The sequence below is a fragment of the Streptomyces sp. NPDC046977 genome (genome assembly GCF_040644455.1).
Lineage (GTDB): Bacteria > Actinomycetota > Actinomycetes > Streptomycetales > Streptomycetaceae > Actinacidiphila.
Genome location: NZ_JBEYWO010000002.1, coordinates 362,487 through 386,744, shown reverse-complemented (window position 1 = coordinate 386,744; position 24,258 = coordinate 362,487). Strand labels below are relative to the sequence as shown.

At 73.0% G+C, this 24,258-nt stretch carries 20 protein-coding genes and 1 pseudogene; 10 read left to right on the top strand and 11 right to left on the bottom strand.

From position 1 onward, the window contains the following. Positions 1 to 71: 71 nt before the first annotated feature. Both ABZ883_RS04295 and ABZ883_RS04290 read right to left on the bottom strand, forming a co-directional pair. Entirely contained in the window at positions 72 to 2,393 is a 2,322-nt protein-coding gene (locus tag ABZ883_RS04295) for a serine/threonine-protein kinase (protein WP_360901162.1), read from the bottom strand. 136 nt (positions 2,394 to 2,529) lie between these two features. Then, positions 2,530 to 3,396, bottom strand: coding sequence for a VOC family protein (locus ABZ883_RS04290; RefSeq protein WP_360901159.1), 867 nt, complete (start codon positions 3,394 to 3,396; stop codon positions 2,530 to 2,532). Between the two features lie 175 nt (positions 3,397 to 3,571). Between ABZ883_RS04290 and ABZ883_RS04285 the strand changes: the two genes are divergently transcribed. Then, positions 3,572 to 4,219 carry a TetR/AcrR family transcriptional regulator gene (locus ABZ883_RS04285; protein ID WP_360901157.1) on the top strand — a complete coding sequence of 216 codons (648 nt, stop codon included), beginning with the start codon at positions 3,572 to 3,574 and terminating at the stop codon, positions 4,217 to 4,219. A 174-nt stretch (positions 4,220 to 4,393) separates the two neighbouring features. Here the strand turns inward: ABZ883_RS04285 and ABZ883_RS04280 are convergent, their stop codons facing one another. After that, the gene (locus ABZ883_RS04280; protein WP_360901154.1) at positions 4,394 to 4,969 is read right to left on the bottom strand and encodes a GNAT family protein; all 576 of its coding nucleotides are present in this window, start codon (positions 4,967 to 4,969) and stop codon (positions 4,394 to 4,396) included. Positions 4,970 to 5,140: 171 nt separating this feature from the next. Here ABZ883_RS04280 and ABZ883_RS04275 point away from each other — a divergent pair, with 171 nt between their 5' ends. Then, positions 5,141 to 6,316, top strand: coding sequence for an NAD(P)/FAD-dependent oxidoreductase (locus ABZ883_RS04275; protein ID WP_360901151.1), 1,176 nt, complete (start codon positions 5,141 to 5,143; stop codon positions 6,314 to 6,316). A gap of 181 nt (positions 6,317 to 6,497) precedes the next feature. Here the strand turns inward: ABZ883_RS04275 and ABZ883_RS04270 are convergent, their stop codons facing one another. Further along, positions 6,498 to 7,412, bottom strand: a complete 915-nt coding sequence (locus ABZ883_RS04270) for a hypothetical protein (RefSeq protein WP_360901148.1) — start codon at positions 7,410 to 7,412, stop codon at positions 6,498 to 6,500. A gap of 160 nt (positions 7,413 to 7,572) precedes the next feature. Then, complete coding sequence (locus ABZ883_RS04265; protein ID WP_360901145.1) at positions 7,573 to 8,904, bottom strand: MFS transporter; 1,332 nt, start codon at positions 8,902 to 8,904, stop codon at positions 7,573 to 7,575. Positions 8,905 to 8,974: 70 nt separating this feature from the next. Between ABZ883_RS04265 and ABZ883_RS04260 the strand changes: the two genes are divergently transcribed. Beyond that, positions 8,975 to 10,006, top strand: coding sequence for a helix-turn-helix domain-containing protein (locus ABZ883_RS04260; RefSeq protein ID WP_360901142.1), 1,032 nt, complete (start codon positions 8,975 to 8,977; stop codon positions 10,004 to 10,006). Between the two features lie 26 nt (positions 10,007 to 10,032). On the opposite strand, the gene ABZ883_RS04255 is transcribed toward ABZ883_RS04260, so the two are convergent. Next, complete coding sequence (locus ABZ883_RS04255) at positions 10,033 to 10,509, bottom strand: ATP-binding protein (protein WP_360901139.1); 477 nt, start codon at positions 10,507 to 10,509, stop codon at positions 10,033 to 10,035. A gap of 660 nt (positions 10,510 to 11,169) precedes the next feature. Here ABZ883_RS04255 and ABZ883_RS04250 point away from each other — a divergent pair. After that, positions 11,170 to 12,234 carry a tetratricopeptide repeat protein gene (locus ABZ883_RS04250; protein ID WP_360901137.1) on the top strand — a complete coding sequence of 355 codons (1,065 nt, stop codon included), beginning with the start codon at positions 11,170 to 11,172 and terminating at the stop codon, positions 12,232 to 12,234. A 43-nt stretch (positions 12,235 to 12,277) separates the two neighbouring features. On the opposite strand, the gene ABZ883_RS04245 is transcribed toward ABZ883_RS04250, so the two are convergent. Continuing rightward, complete coding sequence (locus ABZ883_RS04245) at positions 12,278 to 12,655, bottom strand: STAS domain-containing protein (RefSeq protein WP_360901134.1); 378 nt, start codon at positions 12,653 to 12,655, stop codon at positions 12,278 to 12,280. A 228-nt stretch (positions 12,656 to 12,883) separates the two neighbouring features. On the opposite strand from ABZ883_RS04245, the gene ABZ883_RS04240 reads away from it, so the two are divergent. Further along, on the top strand, positions 12,884 to 13,429 hold the full coding sequence (locus ABZ883_RS04240) for a sigma factor (RefSeq protein WP_360901131.1): 546 nt from the start codon (positions 12,884 to 12,886) through the stop codon (positions 13,427 to 13,429). Beyond that, a pseudogene (locus ABZ883_RS04235) lies at positions 13,426 to 14,640 on the top strand (maleylpyruvate isomerase N-terminal domain-containing protein); the annotation flags it as partial. The gene ABZ883_RS04240 and the pseudogene ABZ883_RS04235, both read left to right, overlap by 4 nt. A 288-nt stretch (positions 14,641 to 14,928) precedes the next feature. On the opposite strand, the gene ABZ883_RS04230 reads toward ABZ883_RS04235, so the two are convergent. From ABZ883_RS04230 to ABZ883_RS04220, 3 genes are read right to left on the bottom strand one after another with little or no spacing between them, the layout of a single operon-like run. Beyond that, a complete protein-coding gene (locus ABZ883_RS04230; RefSeq protein ID WP_360901128.1) occupies positions 14,929 to 16,497 on the bottom strand; it encodes a transporter in 1,569 nt (522 codons plus the stop codon). Further along, the gene (locus ABZ883_RS04225; RefSeq protein ID WP_360901125.1) at positions 16,494 to 17,315 is read right to left on the bottom strand and encodes an ABC transporter ATP-binding protein; all 822 of its coding nucleotides are present in this window, start codon (positions 17,313 to 17,315) and stop codon (positions 16,494 to 16,496) included. The genes ABZ883_RS04230 and ABZ883_RS04225 overlap by 4 nt, the downstream gene beginning before the upstream one ends. A gap of 37 nt (positions 17,316 to 17,352) precedes the next feature. Then, a complete protein-coding gene (locus ABZ883_RS04220; RefSeq protein ID WP_360901666.1) occupies positions 17,353 to 18,033 on the bottom strand; it encodes a bifunctional DNA primase/polymerase in 681 nt (226 codons plus the stop codon). A 256-nt stretch (positions 18,034 to 18,289) separates the two neighbouring features. Here ABZ883_RS04220 and ABZ883_RS04215 point away from each other — a divergent pair, with 256 nt between their 5' ends. Together ABZ883_RS04215 and ABZ883_RS04210 are read left to right on the top strand one after the other, a co-directional pair. Next, on the top strand, positions 18,290 to 19,672 hold the full coding sequence (locus ABZ883_RS04215; RefSeq protein ID WP_360901122.1) for a transcriptional regulator: 1,383 nt from the start codon (positions 18,290 to 18,292) through the stop codon (positions 19,670 to 19,672). Between the two features lie 203 nt (positions 19,673 to 19,875). Beyond that, positions 19,876 to 21,141, top strand: coding sequence for a hypothetical protein (locus ABZ883_RS04210; RefSeq protein WP_360901119.1), 1,266 nt, complete (start codon positions 19,876 to 19,878; stop codon positions 21,139 to 21,141). 93 nt (positions 21,142 to 21,234) lie between these two features. On the opposite strand, the gene ABZ883_RS04205 is transcribed toward ABZ883_RS04210, so the two are convergent. Further along, the gene (locus ABZ883_RS04205; RefSeq protein WP_360901116.1) at positions 21,235 to 22,512 is read right to left on the bottom strand and encodes an ABC transporter substrate-binding protein; all 1,278 of its coding nucleotides are present in this window, start codon (positions 22,510 to 22,512) and stop codon (positions 21,235 to 21,237) included. A gap of 161 nt (positions 22,513 to 22,673) precedes the next feature. Between ABZ883_RS04205 and ABZ883_RS04200 the strand changes: the two genes are divergently transcribed. Continuing rightward, the gene (locus ABZ883_RS04200) at positions 22,674 to 23,120 is read left to right on the top strand and encodes a hypothetical protein (RefSeq protein ID WP_360901663.1); all 447 of its coding nucleotides are present in this window, start codon (positions 22,674 to 22,676) and stop codon (positions 23,118 to 23,120) included. A 69-nt stretch (positions 23,121 to 23,189) separates the two neighbouring features. Further along, on the top strand, positions 23,190 to 24,068 hold the full coding sequence (purU, locus tag ABZ883_RS04195) for a formyltetrahydrofolate deformylase (protein WP_360901113.1): 879 nt from the start codon (positions 23,190 to 23,192) through the stop codon (positions 24,066 to 24,068). The last annotated feature ends 190 nt before the right edge of the window (positions 24,069 to 24,258 follow it).

The following is a 24,258-nucleotide window of genomic DNA, read 5'->3' as shown; positions in this document are numbered from 1 at the left end:
CGTCGCCCGCCCCTTCCGTGTGAGGCAGCGACGGCCGCCCATCGCTCCGCGAACCGCGCGGCGCGCGGGGCTCAGGCGCGGCGCGTGGCCGCCTCCGTGCCCTTGACCGCGTTGAGCGCGTAGACGCAGCGGTCCTTGCTGCTGGCGTAGACGACACCCTCGGAGACGACCGGGGAGCCGGTGATCTCGCCGCCGGTCTCCAGCTTCCAGCGCAGCTGGCCGCCGCCGGCGTCCACGGTGTACAGGCAGTGGTCCTTGGACCCGAAGTGGACGCGGCCGTCGGCGACGACGGGCGAGCCGACGATCTCGCCCTGCGCGGCGAAGCGCCACTTGGGGGTGCCCGAGACCGCGTCGAGGGTGTACAGGGCGCTGCCCGCGCCGAGCATGACCGAGCCACCGGCCACGAGGACCGGCTCGACGCTCTGCCGCTGCTCGGTGGCGACCCGCCAGCGGTCCCGCCCGTCGGCGGGGTCGAGGGCGTAGACGGTGCCGAGGTAGTCGGCGACGTAGACACCGCCGCCGGAGACGCCGGGGCCCGCGACGTACGCGGGCGGCCCGAACATCACCGCGGGGGCGTCGAAGCGCCACCGCTCCGTGCCGGTACGGGCGTCGAGCGCCACCACGCGGCTGCCCGCGGTCGCGAACACCGAGCCGTCCTCGACGACCGGACGGGTCGGCATGGCGCCGCCGTCGCCGGTCGGGAACGACCACCGCTCGGCGCCGGTAGCGGCGTCCAGCGCGTGCAGCCGGCCGCCGCCGTGGAAGTGGACGACACCGCCGGTGATGCTCGGCCCCGACTCGGGGGTCTCGAACTCCGTCTGCGCGCCGCCGCGCTCCCAGCGCAGCCGCCCGCTCGCCGCGTCCCAGACCTGGACGCCGCCGCCGCGCGTGCCGGTGACGACGGTGCCGGCCTCGGCCCGCAGCGAGTAGATCCAGCCGTCGACCCCCGTGCGCCACCGCTCGGTGCCGTCGGCGGCGTCCAGGGCGTACAGGCTCGGCCCGTCGGAGCCGTGGATGCGTCCGTCGGAGACGGCCATCGTCCACGCCACGTCACGGGTCTTGAACTGCCGCCGCCCGGTGGCGACGTCGAGCGCGTGCACCTCGAAGGAGGTGACGTAGAGCCGGCCCGCGGAGACGACGGGGGTGCCCCACACGTCGTTGGACATCCGGAACCGCCAGGGACGCCACTCCCCGGCCGGGCCGGCGGGCGGCTGCGCGCCGCCGCCCTGGCCCTGACCGGGCACGGCCACCGGGGCGGCGCCGGCGGCACCGCCGCGGCCGGACCAGCCGACTCCGTCGCCTGCGGGCGCCGCGGCGGTCTGGTTCTTGCGCTCCGCGACCCGCATGCCGGGCCCTATCGGTGCGGAGCCGGCGAGCTGCACGGGGCCGCCGGGGGCCTCGGCAGGGGCCCTGGGGGGCTGTACGGGGGCCGCGGGCGGCTTGGGCGGCATCGGGGGCGCGGCGGGGGCGCCGGGGCCCGCAGGGCCGCCTGCCCGGCCGCCGCTGCGCCGTTCCTCTATGAGGCCGACCGCCGCGGGCGGCAGCCAGGCGGAGGCGGTGCCGGTGTCGTCCCCGGCGGAGGAGAACAGGTGCGGCGCCAGCTGCGCCTGAAGGTCCGCCGGGCTGGGCCTGCGCTCGGCCTCCATCCGCATGCAGGACTCGATCAGCGGCCGCAGGTCCGCCGGGAGCCCCGCCAGGTCCGGGCCCTCCCGCAGCAGCATGAAGACCGTCTCGACCGGGTTGGCGCCGTGGAAGGGCGCGTGCCCGGTGGCCGCGAAGACCAGCGTGGAGCCGAGCGAGAAGACGTCGCTGGAGCCGGTCACGCTGCGCGAGTCCTTCGCCTGCTCCGGCGACATGTACGCGGGCGTGCCCACGGCCACGTTCGTCATCGTCAGCCGCGTGTTGGACACCCCGCTGGCGATGCCGAAGTCGATCACGCGCGGGCCGTCCTCGACCACCAGCACGTTGGACGGCTTCATGTCCCGGTGGACCAGGCCCGCCCCGTGGATCGACTGCAGCGCCTCCGCGATACCGGCCGCCAGCCACCGCACGGCCTGGACCGGCAGCGGCCCGGACTCGTTGACGATCTCCTCCAGCGAGGGCGCGGGGACGAAGGCCGTCGCCAGCCAGGGCACCGCGGCCCTGGGGTCGGCGTCCACCACCGCGGCCGTGTAGAAACCGCTGACCGCGCGGGCCGCCTCGACCTCGCGGGCGAAGCGCACGCGGAACAGCTGGTCCTCGGCGAGCTCGGCACGTACGGTCTTGATCGCCACGCGCCGGCCCGACGCCGAGCGCGCCAGATAGACCAGGCCCATGCCACCCGCGCCCAGCCGGCCCAGCACCTCGAACGGGCCGATCCGTCTCGGATCGTGCTGCGTCAGCTGCTGCACCACTGCCCTGCCACCTCCCCGTGGGTTCCCCCCATCCCGGGGTCCGTCCCCTGATTCTTCATGGGATGAGTATCAGTTGCGAACCCGGGGCGGTGTCGACACGCAATTACCTGAGATTCGCTTGCGGATCCGGCGTATGTCAGGACGGCTTCCGGCCGACCGTCGTGGCCGGGTCGATGAGCCCGAATTGCGCTCCCTGGTCGTCGCTCACCAGCAGAAACCTTCCGAACGGGGAGTCCAGCGGGCCGCGCGTGACGCGTCCGCCGAGCCGTACGACGGTCTCCGCGGCGCGGTCGGCGTCCTCGACGGCGAAGCAGACGAGGATGTGCGGGGGCATCTCGTCGGGGTACCGCCCGCTCATCCGGAAGCGGCCGAGCACGGCGTCGGCGACGGTGACCTCCTTGCCCGCGGGCACGAAGATCCGGAAGTCGGTCTCGTGGTTCCCGTCGCCGGCGGACTCCGCGGCGGTCCCGGTGCCGGCCGCGGAATCGGCGACGGGGGGCCCCTCGACGATCTCCTTGCCGCGGTACCCGAAGACGCCCTCGTAGAAGGCGTCGGCCTTCGCCGCGTCGCGGGTGAAGATCTCGGCCCAGAGGTAGGAGCCGGGTTGGCGGGTCGTCTCGAAGCCCTGATGGGTCCCGGCCTGCCACGCCCCGAAGACCGCCCCGGTGGGGTCGGCCGCGGTCAGCATGGATCCGAAGGGCCCAACGGCCATGGGCTCCATGATGAGTTGGCCGCCGGCGTCACGGATCCTGCGCGCGGTGTCCTGGATGTCGGACGAGGCGAGATAGAGGTTCCACACGGTCGGCATGCGGCCGTCGGGCTTGGGCGACAGCGCGGCGACGTTCTTCCCCCCGGGACCGTAGGCCTGCGTGTACGAGGACGACTCCGGATCGGTCTCCCCGAAGGTCCAGCCGAGCAGCTCGCCGTAGAAGCGTTTTCCCGCCTCCAGGTCATTGAGCATGGCGTCCGCCCAGCAGGGCACGCCGTCGGCGTATCCGGCCATCTGGTCCTCGATTCGTGTCGTGATTCGCGCGGTGATTCGCATGGATCGACGGAGTGTCTGACTTGACACGTTATCGGCCGATCCTCAAGCCCGCCCGAGGAAAATTCGAACACATGGCCTTCCCCATTTGCAGGCACCGAATCGCGCGCTGATCACCAGCCCGTAAACTGACGGCATGACAGGACAAGTTCGCACCGTCGACGGCCGTGTGGCAGGACGTCGGGGTCAGGCGACGCGGCAGAAGCTGCTCGACTGCCTCAGCGAAATGCTCAGCACGTCGCCGTACCGGGACGTCAAGGTCATCGACGTCGCCCGGATGGCGGGTACCTCCCCCGCAACGTTCTACCAGTACTTCCCCGACGTCGAGGGCGCCGTGCTCGAGCTGGCCGAGGAGATGGCCAAGGAGGGCGCCGCGTTGACGGACCTCGTGGCCGGTCGTTCCTGGGCCGGCAAGGCCGGTGCCACCGCGGCGGAGGAACTCGTCGAGGGCTTCCTCTCCTTCTGGCGCAAGCACGACGCCATCCTGCGTGTCGTGGATCTGGGCGCGGCGGAAGGGGACAAGCGGTTCTACAAACTCCGCATGAAGATCCTCAACCCCCTCACCAACTCCCTTTCGGATTCCGTCAAGGAGCTCCAGAGCAAGGGCCGGGTCGACAAGGACATCACTCCGGCGGCCGTCGCCGGGTCCCTTGTGGCCATGCTCGCGGCGGTCGCCGCACACCAAAAGGGCTTTCAGAGCTGGGGCGTCAAACAGGCCGAGCTGAAGCCGAATCTGGCACTGCTCGTCCATCTGGGAGTGACGGGCAAGAAGCCCACGCGCTGATTCCCGCCGCTCGCGGCCTTTTTAAAGTCCTTGCCGTCGTAAGTCCTGCCTGCAAAGACGCGGGCGCCGACCGGTCCTCGGGGGAGGTTGCCGGAACGGCGCCCGCGTTTTCTTTTCCCATTCCGCCACGGCGGGCGCGGGCACCCGTTCGGTCGAGCGCGGGGCGCGGACGCCTCAGGCCCGGCCGGCCGGCCGCGGGTCCGTCGCGAGACGGCTGTGCAGATGGACGTCCCTGAGCCGGCCGGAGACATCGACCATCGCCCCGCGCAGGACGCCCTCCAAGGGGTAGCCGCAGCGTCCGGCGACGGCACAGGACGGCTCGTTGCCGACCGCGTGGCCGAGTTCCAGGCGGTGCAGGCCGAGGTCGCGGAACGCCCACCGGGTGACCGCCTCCAGCGCCCGTGAGGCGACCCCGCGGCCGCGCGCCTCGGGGAGCAGCCAGTAACTGACGCGGGCGGTGCGCATCGGCCGGTCGATCATGCCGACGGCGACCTGCCCGAGCACGGCGCCGTCCTCCGTCACCGCGAAGGAGGCGAGGTCGCCCGCGCCCCATCCGTCGCGCCGGCGGCGCAGGAAGGCGCGTACGCCGTTCTCGTCCGGCCGGGGCACGACCGCCGAGTTCCACCGCCGGAAGTCCGGGTCGCCCAGCCCGCGCAGGGCGGCGGCGAAATCGCCCGGAGTGTCCTCCCAGGGCCTGAGCAGCAGGTCGAACGCCTGCAACTCCACGGGGACCAGCACGGGTTCCTGCACGGCCACATTCAACCAACCGCCGCGGAGCCCCGACCAGGGGGTCCGGCCGCGGGAGTGCGCCCCGGCCGCGCGCCAGTTGACCGGAAGCGGCCCCTCCTCGGCGAGGTGCGGGCGGTGAAGCGCGCTACCTTCCGGAGTGACCTCGCCACCAGTCAGCCACGGGAGTACGCCATGACCGACACCTCCGCCTCCGCCGTCGCCCCGATACCGGGCGCGGCCGCCCCGGACGCCATCGTCATCGGTGCCGGGCCCGGGGGGCTGGCCGTGGCGGCCTCCCTGCGGCACCGCGGCGTACGCACCCTGGTCGTCGAGCGCTCCGGCGCCGTGGGGGCGTCGTGGCGCGGCCACTACGAACGGCTGCATCTGCACACCACCAGAAGGCTGTCCGCGCTGCCGGGCCTGGCCATCCCGCGGTCCTACGGCCGCTGGGTGGGCCGCGACGACGTGGTGCGCTACCTGGAGCAGTACACGCGCTTCCACGACCTGGACGTCGCCACCGGGATCGAGGTGTCCCGCATCGAGCCCGCGCGGGACCCCGCGGCCGGCTGGGCGCTCCCGGCGACCGGCGGCCGCATGCTGACCGCCCGCAGCGTCGTCGTCGCCACCGGCTTCAACCACACCCCGCACCTGCCGGACTGGCCCGGCCTGGACACCTTCGACGGCGAGTTGCTGCACGCGTCCGGCTACCGCAACGGCACACCGTACGCGGGCCGTGACGTCCTCGTCGTCGGCGTCGGCAACACCGGAGCCGAGATCGCGGTCGACCTGGTCGAGGCCGGGGCGGCCCGGGTGCGCCTGGCGGTGCGCACCCCGCCGCACATCCTGCGCCGCTCCACGGCCGGGTGGCCCGCCCAGCGCACCGGCATCCTGGTCCGCCGCCTGCCGGCACCGCTGGTGGACGCGATGGCGCCCTATGTGGAGCGGATCTCCGTGCCCGACCTGTCGGCCCACGGGATGCCGCGACCGCGGACCGGCCTCTACGCGCGGGTGCGCGAGGGCGCCATCCCGGTCCAGGACGTCGGCCTGATCGCCGCCGTGCAGACGGGGAAGGTCGAACCCGTCGCCGCCGTCGAGGGCTTCGACGGCCGCGAGGTCCTGCTCGCCGACGGCACCCGGCTCACCCCGGAGGCCGTGATCGCGGCGACCGGCTACCGGCGGGCCCTGGAACCGCTGGTCGGCCACCTCGGTGTGCTCGACGAGCGCGGCCGGCCCGCGGTGCACGGCGGCCGCAGCCACAAGAGCGCGCCCGGCCTGTACTTCACCGGCTTCACCAACCCCATCAGCGGCAACCTGCGGGAAATGGCCATCGACGCGCGCCGGATCGCCAAGTCCGTCGCCCGGCGGTAGCCGAGGCGCCGCGCCGGGTATCGACACGGTGTGGGCGTGCGCGCTCCGGCGCCTCCCGGACGGCGCGCGCACCCCCACGCACACCCTCCGCGCCGCACCGGCGCGGGCCCGGCACCACCCCCGGTCCGGCGGACCGGCCGGCCTCTCCCCCTCGGCCGGCCGGCCCGCCTTCCACCCCGCATCACGGGGCGGCGTCCTTTCTGAGCAAGTACCAGATCGCGAGATCCGGATCGCCCAGCTCCTGGTAGAGCACCGGCCGGGCCTCGGTACCCCGTGACGACCAGTGGCCCATCTCGGCGCCGCCGTCGCCGAAGGTGAGCGTGAGGCCGCCGGGCACCCCGCCCTCGCTCTCCTCGACGTACTGCCACGTCCCGGGGCCGGAACGGCTGACGTAGTGGCTGTACAGGCCCGACGCGTCCCCGTCGTACTCGCGGATGCCCTGCGCGGTGAAGGTGCCGTCCGCCGAGAACCGGATGACCCCGTCGAACTCGTCGCGCCAGGTACCCGCGTAGTCGGCTCCCGACTCCAGGACCGGCGGCTCGTACTCCTTCACCAGGCCCGTCCCGTACGCCACCAGGCCGCCCGCGAAGACGACTCCGACCAGCGCGACACCGACGACGGAGATCTGGCCGGCCACCTGCTTCTGGCGCGGCCATCCGGTCTTCCCGCCCGGGTTCGGGCGAACGGCGTAGAACGAGGCGGCCAGCACCGGGGCGACGCCGGCTCCGGCGATGCAGCACCACACCGTCAGGTAGGGCAGGCCCAACGCCGGTGCCGGCGCGGCCAGTACGGCGGCGAGCACCACCTCGGCCGCGAGGCAGCACAGCGTGCGAGGCACGTCGGTGCGGCGCGACAGGGCGTGGCCGAGAGTGGCGGCGGGCAGGGCGTGCAACAGGGAGGCGGCCACACCACCGGCCCAGAGAGCGACGAGGAGGAACGGGAACAGGCACAACACGAGCCCGCCGCCGGCCGGCCCGTAGGACGACTCCAGTGCCGGGGCGACGACGGTCTCGACCGTCAGCGCCACCACGGCCACCGCGCAGTAGGCCGTGACGGCGGCCGCCCTCCCCGCGTCGTCCCACGGACTGCCGGACACTCCCCCGGATGATCTGCCCCACCCCATGACGATCACGCTACGCCGCGGAGGGGACGACCAGTTGGCCGCCCCTCCCCGGGGCCCGAGCGGTGAGCCGGCGGAAGAAGCAGACCCGCCGCGGCCGCCGCGGGCGGGATGACGGGCCACCGGCCGCGGCGCCTCAGGCGGCCAGCGGGGCCGCCAGGGTCGTGCCGTTGCCCCGGCGGATGACCAGCGCCATGAGCGCGGCGATCGCGCACAGCGCCCCGGAGGCGTACCAGACCAGGTCGTAGGAGCCGAAGGCGTCGCGTGCCGCGCCGCCGAGGAAGGCCACCAGGGCGGCGCCGAGCTGGTGGGAGGCGAGGACCCAGCCGAAGACGATGGCGCTGTCGGCACCGTAGAACTCGCGGCACAGGGCGATGGTCGGCGGGACCGTGGCGACCCAGTCGAGGCCGTAGAAGACGATGAACAGCACCATGGGCGGCTGCACGCTGCCGGCCATGAGCACCGGCAGGAACATCAGCGACAGCCCGCGCAGCCCGTAGTACGTGGCGAGCAGGCGCCGCGGACTGAAGCGGTCGGTGAACCAGCCGGAGGCGACCGTGCCGGCGATGTCGAAGACGCCGATGACGGCGAGCAGCGACGCGGCGGCCGTCACGGGCATGCCGTGGTCGTGGGCGGCGGGGACGAAGTGGGTCTTGACCAGTCCGTTGGTCGACGCGCCGCAGATCGCGAAGGTGCCTGCGAGCAGCCAGAACGGCCCGCCCTTCGCGGCGCCGGCCAGCGCCCTGAGCGCGCGGACGGCCGCGCCGGTCACCGGAGGCGGCTTGGGCACGAACTGCGTGGCGCCGTAGGGGGCGACCCCGACATCGGCCGGGTGGTCGCGCAGCAGCAGCCACACGAAGGGCGCGACCAGCAGTGCGGCACCGGCGACGGTGAGCGTGGCGGAGCGCCAGCCGGCCTCCTCGACGATCACGGACAGCCCCGGCAGGAAGACCAGTTGGCCGGCCGCGCCCGCCGCCGTGAGGATGCCGGTGACCAGGCCGCGGCGCCGGTCGAACCAGCGGTTGGTGACGGTGGTGGCGAAGGCCAGTGCCATGGAGCCGCTGCCGAGCCCGACGAGCACGCCCCACAGCAGGACCAACTGCCAGCTCTGCCGCATGAAGACGGTCAGGCCCGCGCCGGTGGAGATCGTCAGGAGCGCGGCGACGACGACCCGGCGCATGCCGAAGCGGTCCATCAGCGCGGCGGCGAACGGCGCGGTGACCCCGTACAGTGCCAGGTTCACCGACACCGCGAACCCGATCATGCCGCGCGACCAGCCGAACTCGCTGTGCAGCGGCTCGATCAGCAGTCCGGGCAGGGAGGCGAAGCCCGCCGCGCCGACGAGCGTGACAAAGCTTGCGACGGCGACGTACCAGGCGCGGTGCACCCGCGGGCCGCGCGGCGGACGGGAGTCGGGGAGGGCGAGGTCCTTCAGGGGCTGGGCGGGAAGCTCCGGAGTCTGCGTCACCGGATGAGCATCGGGCAATGTTTCCCGCACAACGAGTGGCCGGATGGCCATGATGTGCAAGGATCGGGCCATGGCCGCGTCGCTGGAGTCCGCCGAGAACGCCGCCGCAGATCCCGCCGGCCCGGTGCGGCCGCACCGTGTCGCCGTCCTGGTGCAGCACGGCGTGATCCCGTTCGAACTCGGCATCCCCCACCGCATCTTCGGCGGCGCGCGGACCCCCGGCGGAACGGACCTGTACGAGGTGCGCACCTGCACCCCGGGCGGTCCCGGTCCCGTGCGCGCCGAGGCCGACTTCGAGATCGCCGTGCCGCACGGTCCGGAGATCCTGGAGGAGGCCGACACCGTCATCGTCCCGGCGGCGCACGAACGCGACAGCGCCCACTCCGAGGGCCGGCTCACCCCCGGTCTCGCGGCGGCCTTCGCCCGCATCCGCCCGGGCACCCGGCTGGTCTCCATCTGCACCGGCTCGTACTTCCTCGCCGCGGCGGGCTACCTCGACGGGCTGCGCGCAACGACGCACTGGTCCAGCACCGAGCACTTCCAGCGCCTCTACCCCCGGGTGCGGGTGGAGCCGGACGTCCTGTACGTCGACAACGGCTCCATCCTGACCTCGGCGGGCGTCGCCTCGGGCATCGACCTGTGCCTGCACCTGCTGCGCCGGGACCACGGCTCGGCCGTCGCCAATGCCAGCGCCCGCCGCACGGTCGTGCCGCCGCACCGCGAGGGCGGGCAGGCCCAGTACGTCCAGCGGCCCGTTCCGGAGCCGCAGTTGGCCACGACGGCGACCGCGCGGGCCTGGGCGCTGAGCCGGCTGGACCGGCCGCTGTCGCTGCGGGAGCTGGCCGGGAAGGAGTCGATGAGCGTGCGCACCTTCACCCGGCGGTTCCGCGAGGAGGTCGGCACGAGCCCCGGTCAGTGGCTGGTGCAGCAGCGCGTCGAACGGGCCCGGCAGTTGCTGGAGTCCAGTGAGCTGTCGGTCGACCAGGTCGCGCGCGACGCCGGGTTCGGCACCGCGGCCTCCATGCGACAGCACCTCCAGGCGGCGCTCGGTGTCTCACCGACCGCCTACCGCCGCACCTTCCGGGACACGGCGGCCCGCTGAAGGCCGTGGACGTACCGGTGCGGGGTTCAGAACGCCGGGCGGCCGATCAGCCCGCCGGTGGCCTGCGGCGGCACGATCGCCTGACCCCGCACGCAGCGGTCGATCTCGCACCAGATCTGCTTGCCCGCACCCTCGCGCTGCCAGCCCCAGCGGTCCGCCAGGCCGTCCACCAACTCCAGGCCGCGCCCGCCCGTCTCGTCCTTGTCCGCGTGGCGCGGCCGCGGCGGCGCATCACTGGTGTCGGCCACCTCGACCCGCACGGTGTCGCGTTCCTGGCCCTGCGAGGCGCCGGAGGACCGGAAGAGCATCCGCAGCACCGCGGGGCAGCCGGTGTGCACGACCGCGTTGGTGACCAGTTCGGAGATCAGCAGGATCAATGTCTCGGCGACGGGCTCGTCCGCCCCTATGCCGGAGCCGGCCAGACGCGAACGCGCCCAGCTGCGGGCCCGGCCCACCTCGGCCGGGTCTGGACCTACCTCTAGCTGAACCTGGAGCATCTGCACTGCTCACACCATCCGAACCGGCGGACACATCGCCTCGCGCCTCGGCAAGGTCACCAAGCGTGACCCCTTCGCGACACAGCATGATTGACCGACAGTCACCCCAACAAGCGCTTCGGGCATATTCCAGCGCGAAGGGGGAGGGGTGCTGCATACTGTGCGGGGCTCAATACGGGGCGAATACGCACAGCGCGACGGCGGTCGCCTGCCCGGCCCCCGGGCCGTGCTCCGACTGCTCACGTCGCGCTCCTGCACCACACGCACCCGATGGAGCGTACCCGAGGTGACGCCCGACTCCATGGCGTGACGAGTCACACCTCGGACACAACCCGATATCGACACCGCTCACCCCTTATCTCCGACGATTCCGACATGCCTCAATAAATGCCGCAAAGGGCGCCATTGCCCGGGCGTTCCGCGCGTGCCGCCGTCCCCACCGTCCGCGACCGGCCGCCCCGCATCCCAGGACCCATGCCCGTTTCCCGTGCGGATGCACCTCCCACCCGGATCCGGGTGGGAAACGGCGGCCCTGCCTCCGCCCGCCGGGACGCCGCGCGACCTGCGCGCACACCGGCCGGAGGACCGCTTTACGAAAGCGTGAGGCATGGCCGGTGCAAAGCCGCGTACCCTCCTCCGCAAGAGATCCGGAGGGAATGGGGCACGGTGGGCGCACAGGACGACCAGGACCGGACGCAAGACGTCCTGGACGAGGATGTGAACGATCCTCAGGTGCGGCTGCGCCTCGGCGAGGCCGCGCTCGACGCGGGCGAACTCATGGAGGCCCGGGCCCACTTCGAGAACGCGGGACGTCTCTTCGACGCGGACCCCGAGGCGGCCCCGGCACACCGGGCCACCGCGCTGCGCGGCCGGGCGGTCACGCACCTGCTCGCCGGAGAGGTGCGATACGCCGCGCACCTGCTGGAAGAAGGCATCGCGCGGCTCCAGGCGGAGGCGGCGTCCGGTGGCAGCCCCGACCCCGACGCCCTGCTGATGCTGCACGTCGCGGCGATCGGCCCGTACACCGACCTGGGCGCCTACGCCCGCGCCGCGCACGCCGCGGAGCAGGCGCTCAACCTCGCGCCCGACGCGGCCGATCCGGCCCTCGTCGCGCTGATGCACCGCAGCATCGCCCGCACGCTGATCGTCGCGGGCCGCACGGGCGAGGCCGAGGCCTCCCTCGCCAAGGCACAGGAGATCTTCCGGCGTCTGGAACTGCACACGGAACTGGCGCACTGCCACTGGATGCGCGGCTACGTGCACTCCCAGGACGGCGATCTGGAGCAGGCCGAGCGCGAACTGCGCACCGCCCGCGACATGCTGGTGGCCGGGCGCTCGGTGCTGTTCACCGTGCAGGTCGAGGTCGAACTCGCCGACGTGCTGCGCCGGCGCGGCAAGTCCGCCGAGGCCGAGGAGTTGCTGACCCGGCTGCTGGACCAGCTCGGCCCGTGGCGCGGCGCCGTCCACGCGGGCGGCGCGCACCGGCTGCTGGGGCTGCTCGCCGAGGAGCGCGGCGACCCGGAGGCCGCCGAGGAGCACTACGTCTCCGCGCTGGCCCTGCTGGAACGGGCGGGCGCGGCCGGGGACCTGGCGGACATCTGCCGGCTGCTGGGCGACCTGCTGCGGCGGGCCGGCCGGGTCGAAGCCGCGCTGGACGCCTACCGCACCGGGCTCGGCCACCGCGCCGCGATCGGCACCACCACGCTCGGGCCGGCTCCCGCGGACTCGTAGGACCTCGCGCGGCAGGGGCGACGGGGCGCCGCTCCCCGGCGCGTCAGGCCGACAACGGCCCTGCCTCGTCGTCGGTCGCGGCGGCGATGTCGGGGAACACCTCGAACAGCCGCCGCACTCCCAGCGCGGCCAGCACCTTGTTGACGTGCGCGGCGTTGGTCCCCCGCACGTCGGAGGGCAGGATCAGGCGCAGCCGCCCCGCGCAGGAGCGCATCAGGCGCCGCGCGGAGATGAGCACGCCGACGCCGCTGGAGTCGCAGAAGTCCACACCGGCCAGGTCCAGCACCAGGTTGCGGCGCCCGTCGGCGACGGCCTCGTGCACGTGCCCGCGCACGGTGGGGGCGGTCACGAGGTCCAACGCGCCGGAGACGGTCAGGACCGTCCAGCCGTCCCGCTCGTCGTGCGTCACCTTCAACGCCACTGTCTGGCCCTTCTCCTGGCACCGATTCTGTTGAACCTATGCCCTTCCCAGGCCGCTTCCTCGCAATCTTTCGGTCACACACAGATAACGCATTACCAGAATTGATCAGTTTCGGCAGAAGCTTGCCGCAAGGCGGCGTACACGGCAGCACCGGGCGGATACATTCGATGCGAGGCAGGACGACCGGAGTCGGGCGACGGCGACAAAGGCGAAGAGGGGGGACGACGCATGGCGGCATCGGCACCACCCCGCTGGGACCGGAAGATGCAGCAGCGCCTCGCCCGCGGCGAGGAGGCAGCCCTCGGGGAGCTGTACGACCGCTTCGCCTCCCTCGTGCACACCCTCGCCCACCGCGTCATGGCCGACGAGGAGGCCGCCGCGCAGATCACCCGTGAGGTCTTCGGCTACATCTGGGAGAACCCGGACGCCTACGACCCCAAGCAGGGCTCGCTGCGCTCCTGGATCGCCGGGCTCACGCAGAAGCAGGCCGTCCACCGGCTGCGGCTCGCCGAGAGCCACGGCGAGGGCACCCCCGAGGAGGTCGAGACCCGGGTCCGGGAGGCCAACACCGCCGCCCGCGCCGACTACATCGTGACCTCCATGCCCGAACCGCTGCGCCAGGCGCTCGACCTCGCGTACCGGGGCCGCATGGACTACCGCGCCGCCGCCGCCGACCTCGGCGTCACCGACGACGAGGCCCGCCGCCGGCTCCGGCTCGGACTGCAACTGCTCTCCACCGCCATGCAGGACACCCCCGAGGGGCGTGCCCTGTGACCGGACCCGCCGGAGACGGCGACACCTCCCCGCACGGGGCCACCCCGCCCCGTGTGCCGATGCCCCGCGGCGCCGCCGAGGACGGCCCGCTCCCGGAAAGCGTGACCATGCAGCCCGAACAGCCCCGGTACGACCACCGCGTGCTCCGCTCCCTCCTGGGTGCCTGGGCGCTGTCGGCCTGTTCGCGCGACGAGTCGCTCGCCGTCGACGAGCACCTGACCGCGTGCGCGCCCTGCGCGGACGAGGCGCTACGGCTGCGCCGGGCCGTCGAACTCCTCCACCAGGAGGAGTCCCTGGACCTCGACCCCCTGCTGCGCGCCCGCGTCCTGGAGGGCTGCCTCGGACGCCGCCCCGCCCGCATCCCCGTCCCCCAGTGGGCCGCGCCCTACGACGCGGAGACCGCCCGGCTCGACGCGCTCCTGTCCGACCTCGGCGAGAACGAGTGGGAACTGCCGGTCCAGCTCGTCTGGGCGGGCGGCGAACGCGAACTCACCCTCTGCGGGGTCCTGGCCCACCTCGGTTCCGTGGACGGCGTCGTCGCCACCGCGCTCGGCCTCGACGACCCGCTCGGCCCCGGCGCACCCCGCACCCGCCTGGAGCGCACCGAACTGGCGGGGGAACGCTGCCGCCAGCACACCCGCGGCTTCGTGCGCAACAAGTGGCGCACCCAGACCCGCGACATCGTGCGCACCCTGTCCTTCGCGGGCAGCGGCACCGGCGGCCTGCCCGTCGACTTCGCGGACATCGTGGTGCCCATGCGGGACGCCCTGATCGACCGTGCCTTCGAGTGCTGGATCCACGCCGAGGACATCGCCCAGGCACTGGACTACCCCGAGTACGGGCCGCCCGCGCCGGCGCACCTCAACAGCATGATCGACCTCGCCGCGCGCATGCTCCCGCTGGCGCTGGCGGGCCTGCGGCAGGCCGGGCTCGCGGACTCCCCGGCGCGGCTGGTACGCGCGGGCGCCCCCGGCCGCACGCTGGACCTGCACGTCGAGGGCGAGGGCGGCGGCCACTGGTACATCTGCCTCGACTCCCCGGGCGCCGTCGGCTCACCCGACAACGTCGTCGCCCAACTGGCGGTCGACCAGATCGACTTCTGCCAGCTGGCGGCGGGCCATCTGCCGCCCACCCGCATCGCCGCGGGCCGCGGCGGCGACCCGGACGCCATCCGCGACATCCTCCTCGCCACGGCCTCCCTCTCCCGCCTCTGGCCCCCGCCCCCCCCCAAAGGGGCGCGAGGAACTGCGCGCTCAGCCCCAACGAACCCGCACGCACAACCCAGCCCCGCCCCCGCGCACCACGCCAACGCCCACCCGAACAACCCCCAAAGGGGCGCGAGGAACTGCGCGCTCAGCCCCAACGAACCCGCACGCACAACCCAACCGCACCCCCGCCGAGCGAGCGAACGCCCAAAAAACCCACCCCAAAGGGGCGCGGGGAACTGCGCGCTCAGCCCCAACGGACCCGCACCCAAAACACCCCGCACAAGCGAAGCGCTACCCCTTGCTGACCGCCGCGAGAATCTCCGGAAGCCGCCCCCGCAAGCCCGGCGCAGCCGACCTCACACCCACGACCGCCAGCAGCGCCCCGTACACACAGCCGACCGGCAGGACAATCCACAAGGCACCGTGGCGGTCAGCCACATGCAGCCAGATCAGCAGGGCGAGCACAGGGAGGGTGAGCACGGTCCCCGTGCCCGCGCCGCCCACGAGGCTCAGCCAGACCAGGCTGCCCTGCCCCGGGGCGGCGGAGCTGCCGAAGCGGTTCTCCCGGGGCATGGAGTACGGGAAGCGGACGCTGGCCCACGCGCCCGTGGCGATGAGCGCGCCGAGCAGGGCGAAGGAGAGCCCGAGGGTCTCCGGCGCGGCATCGAGGCGGCCCAGGAGCAGCGCCGTCCCCACCGTGACCACGGCGACGTAGGGGACGGCCACGAGGGCGATCGCCAGCGCGCGGGCGCGCAGTTCGGCGTGGGCGTCCTCGCGCGAGGAGATCGTCGCCGCGACGGTCCAGAAGGCGGAGCCGTCCATGCCGAACTGGTTGTACATCTGGAGGCCGAGCAGTCCGGCGGCCCAGCAGGCGGAGTACACGCTGCCGTGCTGCACGGCCGAGACCACGGGCAGCAGCAGTCCCACGGCGAGCGCGGTGGCCCACGCGGCCTTGGTACGCGGGTCGCGCCAGGCGTAGCGGAACTGGCGCTCCATGACGGTGCCCGCACGGCCCTCGGGGAACAGCGAGCGCGTGCTGCGCACCCGCGTGGGGCCCGTTGACTGGAACGTGGAGGAGTCGGGGCGGGTCATGAGCCGGTCCAGGCTGCGGTGCCACCAGACGAGGACGCCGGCCAGTGCCGCGCCCGTCCACAGGAGTTCGGCGACGGCGAGCCCGTACGCCCCCGCACCGGCGGCCCGCACCGCGTCGAGCGCGGAGGCGGGCGGCAGCCAGCGGAGTACGGAGGTGACGCCCTCCAGCCGTTCCAGGCCCTTGCCGGAGGCCAGGGCGTTGGCGCCGAGGTTGGCCAGCTGGGCGCCGACGGCGACGAGCACACCGCTGAGCAGCGCCAGGTCGCGCCCTCTGCGGCTGGTGAGCAGCCGGGTGTTGGCGGCCGCGACGGCCCGTGACAGGGCCACGCACAGCACCACCACGAGGGGCACGGCGACGACGGCCGCCGCCACCGAGGCCGCCCCGTGGGCCACGGCCACCGCCGCTCCGGTGGTCACCAGCAGGGTCAGCAGTGGTCCGACGCCGACCAGGGAGGAGACCAGGAGCGCGCGGATCAGCGGGCGGGGGCGCAGCGGCAGCATCGCCAGCCGGGTGGGGTCGAGGGTCTCGTCGCCGCCGAAGACGAACAGCGGCATCGCCGTCCAGGCGACGGCGAGCACGGTCCCGGCGGCGACGGCCGCGACGGGCGCGTAGTCGTTGCCGTGCAGCACGACCAGGCCCACGGTGACGCCGAACGCGTACAGCAGGGCAACGAGCGTGCCGACGATCCAGCCGATCGTGCGGCCGGTCGACTGCCGCAGTCCGTTGCGGATGACGGACAGTTTGAGCCGTACGAAGGTCCCGGTCACGGCCGTCCCGCTCCCCGGCCGCCGGCGCCGCCGGTCCCGCCGCCGCCGAGCCAGTCCAGCTCGCGGCCGGCCTTCCGGTCGTGCGCCCCGACGAGCGTGAGGAAGGCGTCCTGGAGGGTCGCCGCCTGCCCGCGGACCTCCGCGAGCGGCCCTTGCGCGACGATCCGGCCGGTCGCCATCACGGCGACCCAGTCGCACAGGCTCTCCACCAGTTCCATGACGTGGGAGGAGAAGACGACGGTGGCGCCCGAGGCCGTGTAGCGCTCCAGGACGCCCCGGATCACCTGGGCGGACACCGGGTCGACGCCCTCGAACGGCTCGTCCAGGAAGAGCACTTCGGGGTTGTGCAGCAGCGCCGCGGCGAGGCCGGTCTTCTTGCGCATGCCGGTCGAGTAGTCGACGACCAGTTTGTTCGCGGACCCGGCCAGGTCCAGGACGTCCAGCAGCTGGGCAGCCCTGCGGTCGGTCTCGGCTCCCGGGATGCCGCGGAGCCGCCCGGTGTACGCGAGCAGCTCGCGTCCCGTGAGCCGCTCGAACAGGCGCAGTCCCTCGGGCAGCACGCCGATCCGCGATTTCACGGCGACCGGGTCGCGCCAGACGTCGGCCCCGGCGATCTCGACCGTGCCGTCGTCCGGCCGGAGCAGTCCGGTGACCATGGACAGTGTCGTGGTCTTGCCCGCGCCGTTGGGACCGACGAGCCCGACGAAGTGACCGGCGGGCAGCGTCAGGTCGATCCCGGCGACAGCGGTCTGCTGCCCGAAGCGCTTCCAGAGTCCCTGGACGCGCACGGCGGGCGGCGTGACGGGTTCGTTCGGCATCCGCCCAGCCTATGCCGCCCCGCCGACAGTCCGGTGGCTACTTGGTCCCTCCGCACGCGTAGGCGAGGGGGCCGAGCAGTTCCTCGGTGTCGGGCAGCCAGCGGTTGACCGCGGTGGGCTTACGGGCCCACTGGACGCTCTGGCCGCCCGCCAGGCGGGTCGGCGGGGCCGGGATCCAGTCGCCCTCGCCGCGGACGACCAGGTCGAGCGAGGACGGCGACCAGCCGAGCCGCCGCAGCAGCCCGGGCACCTTCGCCCCGGCGCCGGGCAGGACGAAGAAGACCAGCCGCCGGTCGGGGGTGCCGATCACCGGGCCCATCGGAAGGTCCCTGCGTTCCATCCGGGCGAGCGCGAGGCAGCCGGCGGCCTCGGGGACGTCGATGGCGTCGAAGGCGCGGCCGGTCGGCAGCAGGACGGAGGCGTCCGGCTGGGCCAGCCACATCCGCCGCACGGCGGCGGCGCTCCCGCTCGCCTGCCCGATCCAGTCGGCGCTCAGGGGGTGCGCGCCGGGCCGCGGGCACCGGGGCTCGCCGCACGAGCAGGACGCGGCGCGCCGGCCGCCGGGACCCGCCACCGGTCCGGTCCCTTCGGTGAGCCAGGCTCCGGGGAGCACATCCCAGTGCCGCTCCTCCGCGTAACCGACCGCGGCGTCGAGGAGTTGGCCGGCGGTCTGCCGGGGGGCTGCGAGGGTGTCGTCCACGGTGTTTTCCACGACCATCACAACTGCGGCGCTGAGCACGGGTTACGGGCGGTGACGAGTCCACCTCGCGGGTCATGACGGGCGCACGGATGCACGTACGGGGGCGCGCGGTGGAGGTCGTACATGATCCGGGTAATCACTCTTGGGTGTGTAGGCATGCATCCCGCCGCAAATTATGGCGTTTGCGGCGAATCCGAGAGGCGCGTACCGGGAAGGGATCTTCAGGCAAGGGATCTTGAGGTCCCGCACCAGCGGCAGCTATGAGGGGGAGCCCATGGCCGCACGACCGCTCGTCGCACGTCAGCCCAACGAAAGGCTGCAGGCACTGATCCAGGAAGCCGGCTGCTCCAACGCCGGATTGGCCCGCCGGGTCAATATGTGCGGGGCGGAGCACGGCCTCGACCTGCGCTACGACAAGACCTCGGTGGCCCGCTGGCTGCGCGGCCAGCAGCCCAGGGGCCGGGCCCCGGCGATCATCGCCGAGGCGATCGGCCGCAAGCTGGGCCGCACCGTGACGATCGACGAGATCGGCATGGCCAACGGCAAGAACCTGGCCACCGGTGTCGGCCTGCACTTCTCGCCCACCGTCCTGGGGGCGATCGAGCAGGTCTGCGAGCTGTGGCGCAGCGACGTCGGCCGCCGCGACTTCCTGACCGGGTCGTCCGTGGCCGCCTCCGCGCTGGTCGAGCCGAGCCGCGACTGGCTGATCACCCGCGCCGACTCGCAGGTGGCACGCACCGGCGGGCCGCGGGTCGGTATGTCCGACGTGGAGGCGGTGCGGGCCACGACCCGGGCGCTGAACGAACTCGACCACCGGTTCGGCAGCGGCCATGTGCGCCCGGTGGTGGTGCACTACCTCAACAGCGTGGTCTCCGGGCTCCTCGCGGGCTCCTACCGCGAGGCGACGGGCCGTCAGCTCTTCTCCGCGGTGGCCCGGTTGACCGAACTCGCCGGCTACATGGCCGTCGACACCGGGCAGCCCGGACTGGCGCAGCGCTACTACATCCAGGCGCTGCGGCTGGCCCAGGCGGCCGGCGACCGCGCGTACGGGGGTTACGTCCTGGCGGCCGGGATGAGCCATCTCGCCGCGCAGCTCGGCAACCCCCGCGAGATCGCCCAACTCGCCCGTGCCGCACAGGAAGGCGCCCGCGGCCAGGTCACCCCGACCGCGCAGGCCATGTTCTACGCCGCCGAGGCGCGGGGCCACGCGCTGATGGGCGACGCGCGGGCCTGCGGCGCGGTCGCCGGGCAGGCCGTGGAGGCGCTGGAGCGCTCGGTCCCGGAGGACGACCCCGACTGGATCGCCCACTTCAACCAGGCCTATCTCGCCGACGAACTGGCGCACTGCCACCGTGATCTGAACCAGGCGCCGCAGGCCGCGCGCCGCGCCGAGGAGGCGCTGTCCGCGCTGGGCCCGGAGAAGGCGCGGCGGCGCGCGATCGGGCTGCTGGTGCTGGCCCAGGCGCAGGTGCAGCAGCGCGAGGTCGAACAGGCCTGCCACACCGGCGCGCAGGCCGTGGACCTGCTGTCCACCCTGCGCTCCAACCGCGGCGCGGAGTATCTGGAGGACCTGCGGACGCGGCTCCAGCCGTACGCGGCGGAGTCGGCGGTCCGGGAGTTCGACGCCCGCCTGGAGGAGCAGGAGGCCGCGGCCTGACGGGGGTTCGCCCCCCGGCCTGCCGGGGGGCGGAACCGAATCGTTATGCGAACGACATCAACCCACCACCGCGGGCACCTTGTTCTGCGCCGGGGCACCCGGCGGGGACGTCCTGGACCCCCCGCGGCGTGTTGCCTCGTGAAGCCGACCCGGTAGCGTGAGCCGACGATTCCGTGTCGACGGAGAAGGCAGAGGTAGCGGTGATGCACGGCGGACGCGGTGACGAGGCGTATCCGGAGGTGCACGAGGGAGTGGTGCTGCCCGCACAGGGGCGCGCACCCGAGCCCGAGCTGCCCCCGGCGTGGGGCGGCAGTCCGTCCGGCGGCCGGCCCTGGGGCCAGCCGGCGCAGCAGGACCCGTACTACGCGCCCCAGGCGCCCCTGCCGGACAGCGACGCGACACAGCTCTTCCCGCCCTACCCGCAGGCGCAGCCCCCGGCCGTCCAGGACGCCGGACAGCCCCTGCCGCAGTTCCCGGGCCAGGCCGACGCGACCCAGATGCTGCCCCCGTTCGCCGCGTCGTCCCAGTCGGCACCCTTCGACCTCCACCCCGGCGCCCCGGGTCCGGCGGAGGCGACGCAGCACCTGCCGCGCTACGAGGACCTCTCCGCGTCCCCGGCGGCACCGGCCTACGGCTACCCGCAGCAGCCCCAGCAGGAGCCGCAGGACGACTTCGGCCACCTGTACCGCCAGGACGGCCCGTCGCCGGCGCAGAACCTGCCGCAGCAGCAGTCGGCCTACCAGCCGCAGGTCTACCAGCAGCAGCCGCAGGCCCCCTCGTACGAGACGTACGACACGTACGACGCCTCCTACGAGGAGCGCCCGCGCCGCAGCCGCAAGCTCTCCCCCGCGGCCCTCATAGGCATCGTGGTGGGCGGCTGCGCGATAGCCGGCCTCGCCGCCGGAGCCCTCATGAGCGGCGGGGACGACACCGGCCCGACCCCGGCCGCCGGCCAGTCCGCCTCCTCCTCCGCGGCCCCGGACGCCTCCGGGGGCGGCAACGACGCGAGCGCGGCGGCGAAGCAGGCGGGAGAGCTGGACTCGCTGCTGAAGGAGAGCGGCGGCAGCCGCACCGCCGTCATCAACGCGGTGGCGAACATCAACCAGTGCGACAACCTGGACCAGGCGGCCGCCGACCTGCGGGCGGCGGCCAAGCAGCGCGGTGAGCTGATAGCCCGCCTGAAGACCCTCTCCGTGGACCAGCTGCCCGATCACCAGCGGCTGGTGGAGGCCCTGAACAAGGCGTGGTCCGCCTCGGCCGCCGCCGACAACCACTACGCGGCCTGGGCCGACCAGGTCCGCGACGGCAAGCGGATGTGCAAGCACGGACAGGCCCGCACCACCCCGCAGCGCGCCGCCGGCAACAACGAGAGCGGCAACGCCACGCAGGCCAAGAAGACGGCCGTCGGCCTGTGGAACACCATCGCCAAGAAGTACGACCTCACCGAGCACCAGTACACCCAGATCTGACCGGGCGCGGCCCGCGCGCGGAAAAGCCCCGCAGCACACGGCTCCGGGGCTTTCGCGCGTGCGGCCGGCCCTGGTCCCGGGCCGGTTCCCGGCTCAATCGCGCGGGGCGCGCTCCAGCGTTTTGGCCATGTCGACGAAGCCGTTACTCACCGCGACGAGCTTGCCGTCCACGACCTTCTGGAAGGTCACCTCGCCGTTGACCATGCGCGGCTGGTCGATGATCGAGACGGCGTCGTCCTCGCGCCAGCCCAGGACCGGCGTGAGCCCGCCGGTGGAGATGCCGTGCGCCTTGTCGAAGGCCGTCTTCACGGTGCCGGCGGTGATCGGCGCGTCGTTGCCCATCTCGCCGACGACCTCGGCGAAGGCCGTGTAGGCGATCCACGTCGTCTGCACGCCCGGGTCGTCGGGGTCGATGTCGTTGTTGCCGAACGCGTACTTGCCGATGGCCTGGCGCATCGTCGCCCAGCGCGCGTCGGAGGCCGGGGGGTACCAGCCGGTGACGTACGCGCCCTCCAGCGGGCTGTTCGCGCCGCCGGTGCTGTCGAGCGTGGACTGCTGCACACTGCCGAGCACGGACGCGATGAGGGCCTTGGGCTTCTCGTCCTTGCCGGTCAGCGGGTTGTGCGTGGTGGTGCGGCGGAACGCGTCGAAGAAGGTGGCGGTCTTGTCACCGAGGGCCGCGCTGACGCACTCGTCGGCCTTGTTGTCACCGACCGCCTGCTGGGCGATCTGGTTGTAGTCGGTGGAGTCCTCCTTGGCGCGCAGGTCCTTCGCCTTCTTCGACCCGGCGTCCTTCAGGCCCGTGTCGAGGAAACGGGCGAAGAGATCGCCGGCCGCCGTGTCGGGGCGGACCAGGCTCACCTTGTCGCACTTGCCGGCGAGCTGGCGGCCGCTGCCGGCCATGAGCACGGTCAGACCGCCGTTGATCGGGTACGACAGCGGGCTCTGGAACTCGTCCTGCGTGACGCCGTAACCACCGACGTAGGGGATGCCCTCCGCCTCCAGCGTGGAGGTGAAGGCGGCGCCGTACTGGCTGTACGAACCGATGACGGCGACGGCGCCCTCGTCGGCGGCGCGCTGGGCGCAATCCTGTGCGCCCAGGGAGGTGTTGTGCTCGTTGCAGCTGATGACCTTCAGCTCACGTCCGCCGATACCGCCCTTGGCGTTGACGTACTTGGCGAAGGTCTGTGCCATGGCCGGCATTCCCGGCATATTGGTCGCGCTGGTCCCTTGAGGAGCCCATGTCATCACAACGACCGGTCCGGTCGAACCCCCAGTCCCCCCCGGGAGCACGCCGCAGCCGACCAGCAGAGCGACACCGGCCGCCGCACTGACAAGGGGAACGGCCGTTCGCGAACGCCAATCACTCATGGAACGGGACGATTCCGCTCGATCCACAACTCCAGGGTGAACGCAAGGGAACGCAGACCAACGGCCGGGTGAAAATAATGTGCTCCTATCTGGAGCACGTACGATCGTGCACTGTGCAGAGTGCCGAGAAGTCTTCCCGCCGGCGTGTCCGCTCCTCCACGATGGGGGACATGCCGCTCAATGACATGCCGTGGTGGCGCTGGCGCGCCAATGTGCGCTCCGCGCTGCACATGATCAGCGACCCGGTCTTCCACGAGGAGACCTGGCTGGCCGGCCGGCCCGGCTACGGGGACGTGACGGACGCCGTCTACCGCCTGGTCGAGGACACGTGGCTCGACAACTGGTCCGCCGAGAAGTACGTCGGAACGGTCTTCCGCGACTCGCAGGAGGCCGCGCTCGTCGACGTCGCCGTGCTGCGCGTCCTGAAGATCCTGCACCAGGTGGGCGCCGACGCGCCGATCTCGGCCTATCTGGAGCACCACGCCTGGACCGAGGCGGTCCGCGCGGCCCGCGAGGCGCACGTACGCCTGGCGACGGCCGACGGCGAGGACCCGGACGCGCCGCCGCGTTCACTGGATGTCCTCAAGATCTACATGCGGACCGCCTGAGCGACGCGGCACAGGACCGGCCCGTGGACGTCTTGGATCAGCGGGCGCCGTGTGTGCGAGGCTGAGCCCGTGAACGCCGTCGACGAGTCGCCGCAGCCTGCCGAGCAGTACATCCTCACGCTGTCCTGCCCCGACAAGCCGGGCATTGTGCACGCCGTGTCGAGCTATCTCTTCATGACCGGGTGCAACATCGAGGACAGCCAGCAGTTCGGTGACCGGGACACGGGACTGTTCTTCATGCGGGTGCACTTCACCTCCGACCACCCGGTCGGCGCGGAGAAGCTGCGGGCCAGCTTCGCCGCCGTCGCGGACGCCTACGGCATGGACTGGCAGATCACCCCGTCCGGCGAGCGGATGCGGATCGTGCTGCTGGTCAGCAAGTACGGGCACTGCCTCAACGATCTGCTCTTCCGCACCAGCATCGGCGCGCTGCCCGTTGAGATCGCCGCCGTCGTGTCCAACCACACCGACTTCAAGGAGCTGGCCGGCTCCTACGGCGTCCCCTTCCACCACATCCCGGTGACCAAGGAGACCAAGGCCGAGGCCGAGGCGCAGCTCCTGGCGCTGGTGGAGAAGGAGGGCGTGGAGCTGGTCGTCCTCGCCCGCTACATGCAGGTCCTCTCGGACCACCTGTGCAAGGAGCTGTCCGGGCGGATCATCAACATCCACCACTCCTTCCTGCCGAGCTTCAAGGGCGCCCGCCCCTACCACCAGGCCCACGCCCGCGGTGTGAAGCTCATCGGCGCCACGGCGCACTACGTCACCGCGGACCTCGACGAGGGGCCGATCATCGAGCAGGAGGTCGAGCGGGTCGGCCACGACCTGACCCCCGACCAACTGGTCGCCGTCGGGCGCGACGTGGAGTGCCAGGCCCTGGCGCGTGCCGTGAAGTGGCACAGCGAGCACCGCGTGCTGCTCAACGGCCACCGCACGGTCGTCTTCGCCTGACGCCCCGCCGGACCGCCCCGGGGGCGCCCGCCTAGGGCCTGTTTCGAAAGTCCCGCCTGTCCCACGACGCCTGGCACGGCACTCCCCCAGCCTTCGGCCGGGGGTGCCCCCACGCTGCGTTGTCGAATCGTCCGATTAGCCCACTACGAGGACGACCCTCCGCCTTGCGATGCACCGCACCAGGGGGTAC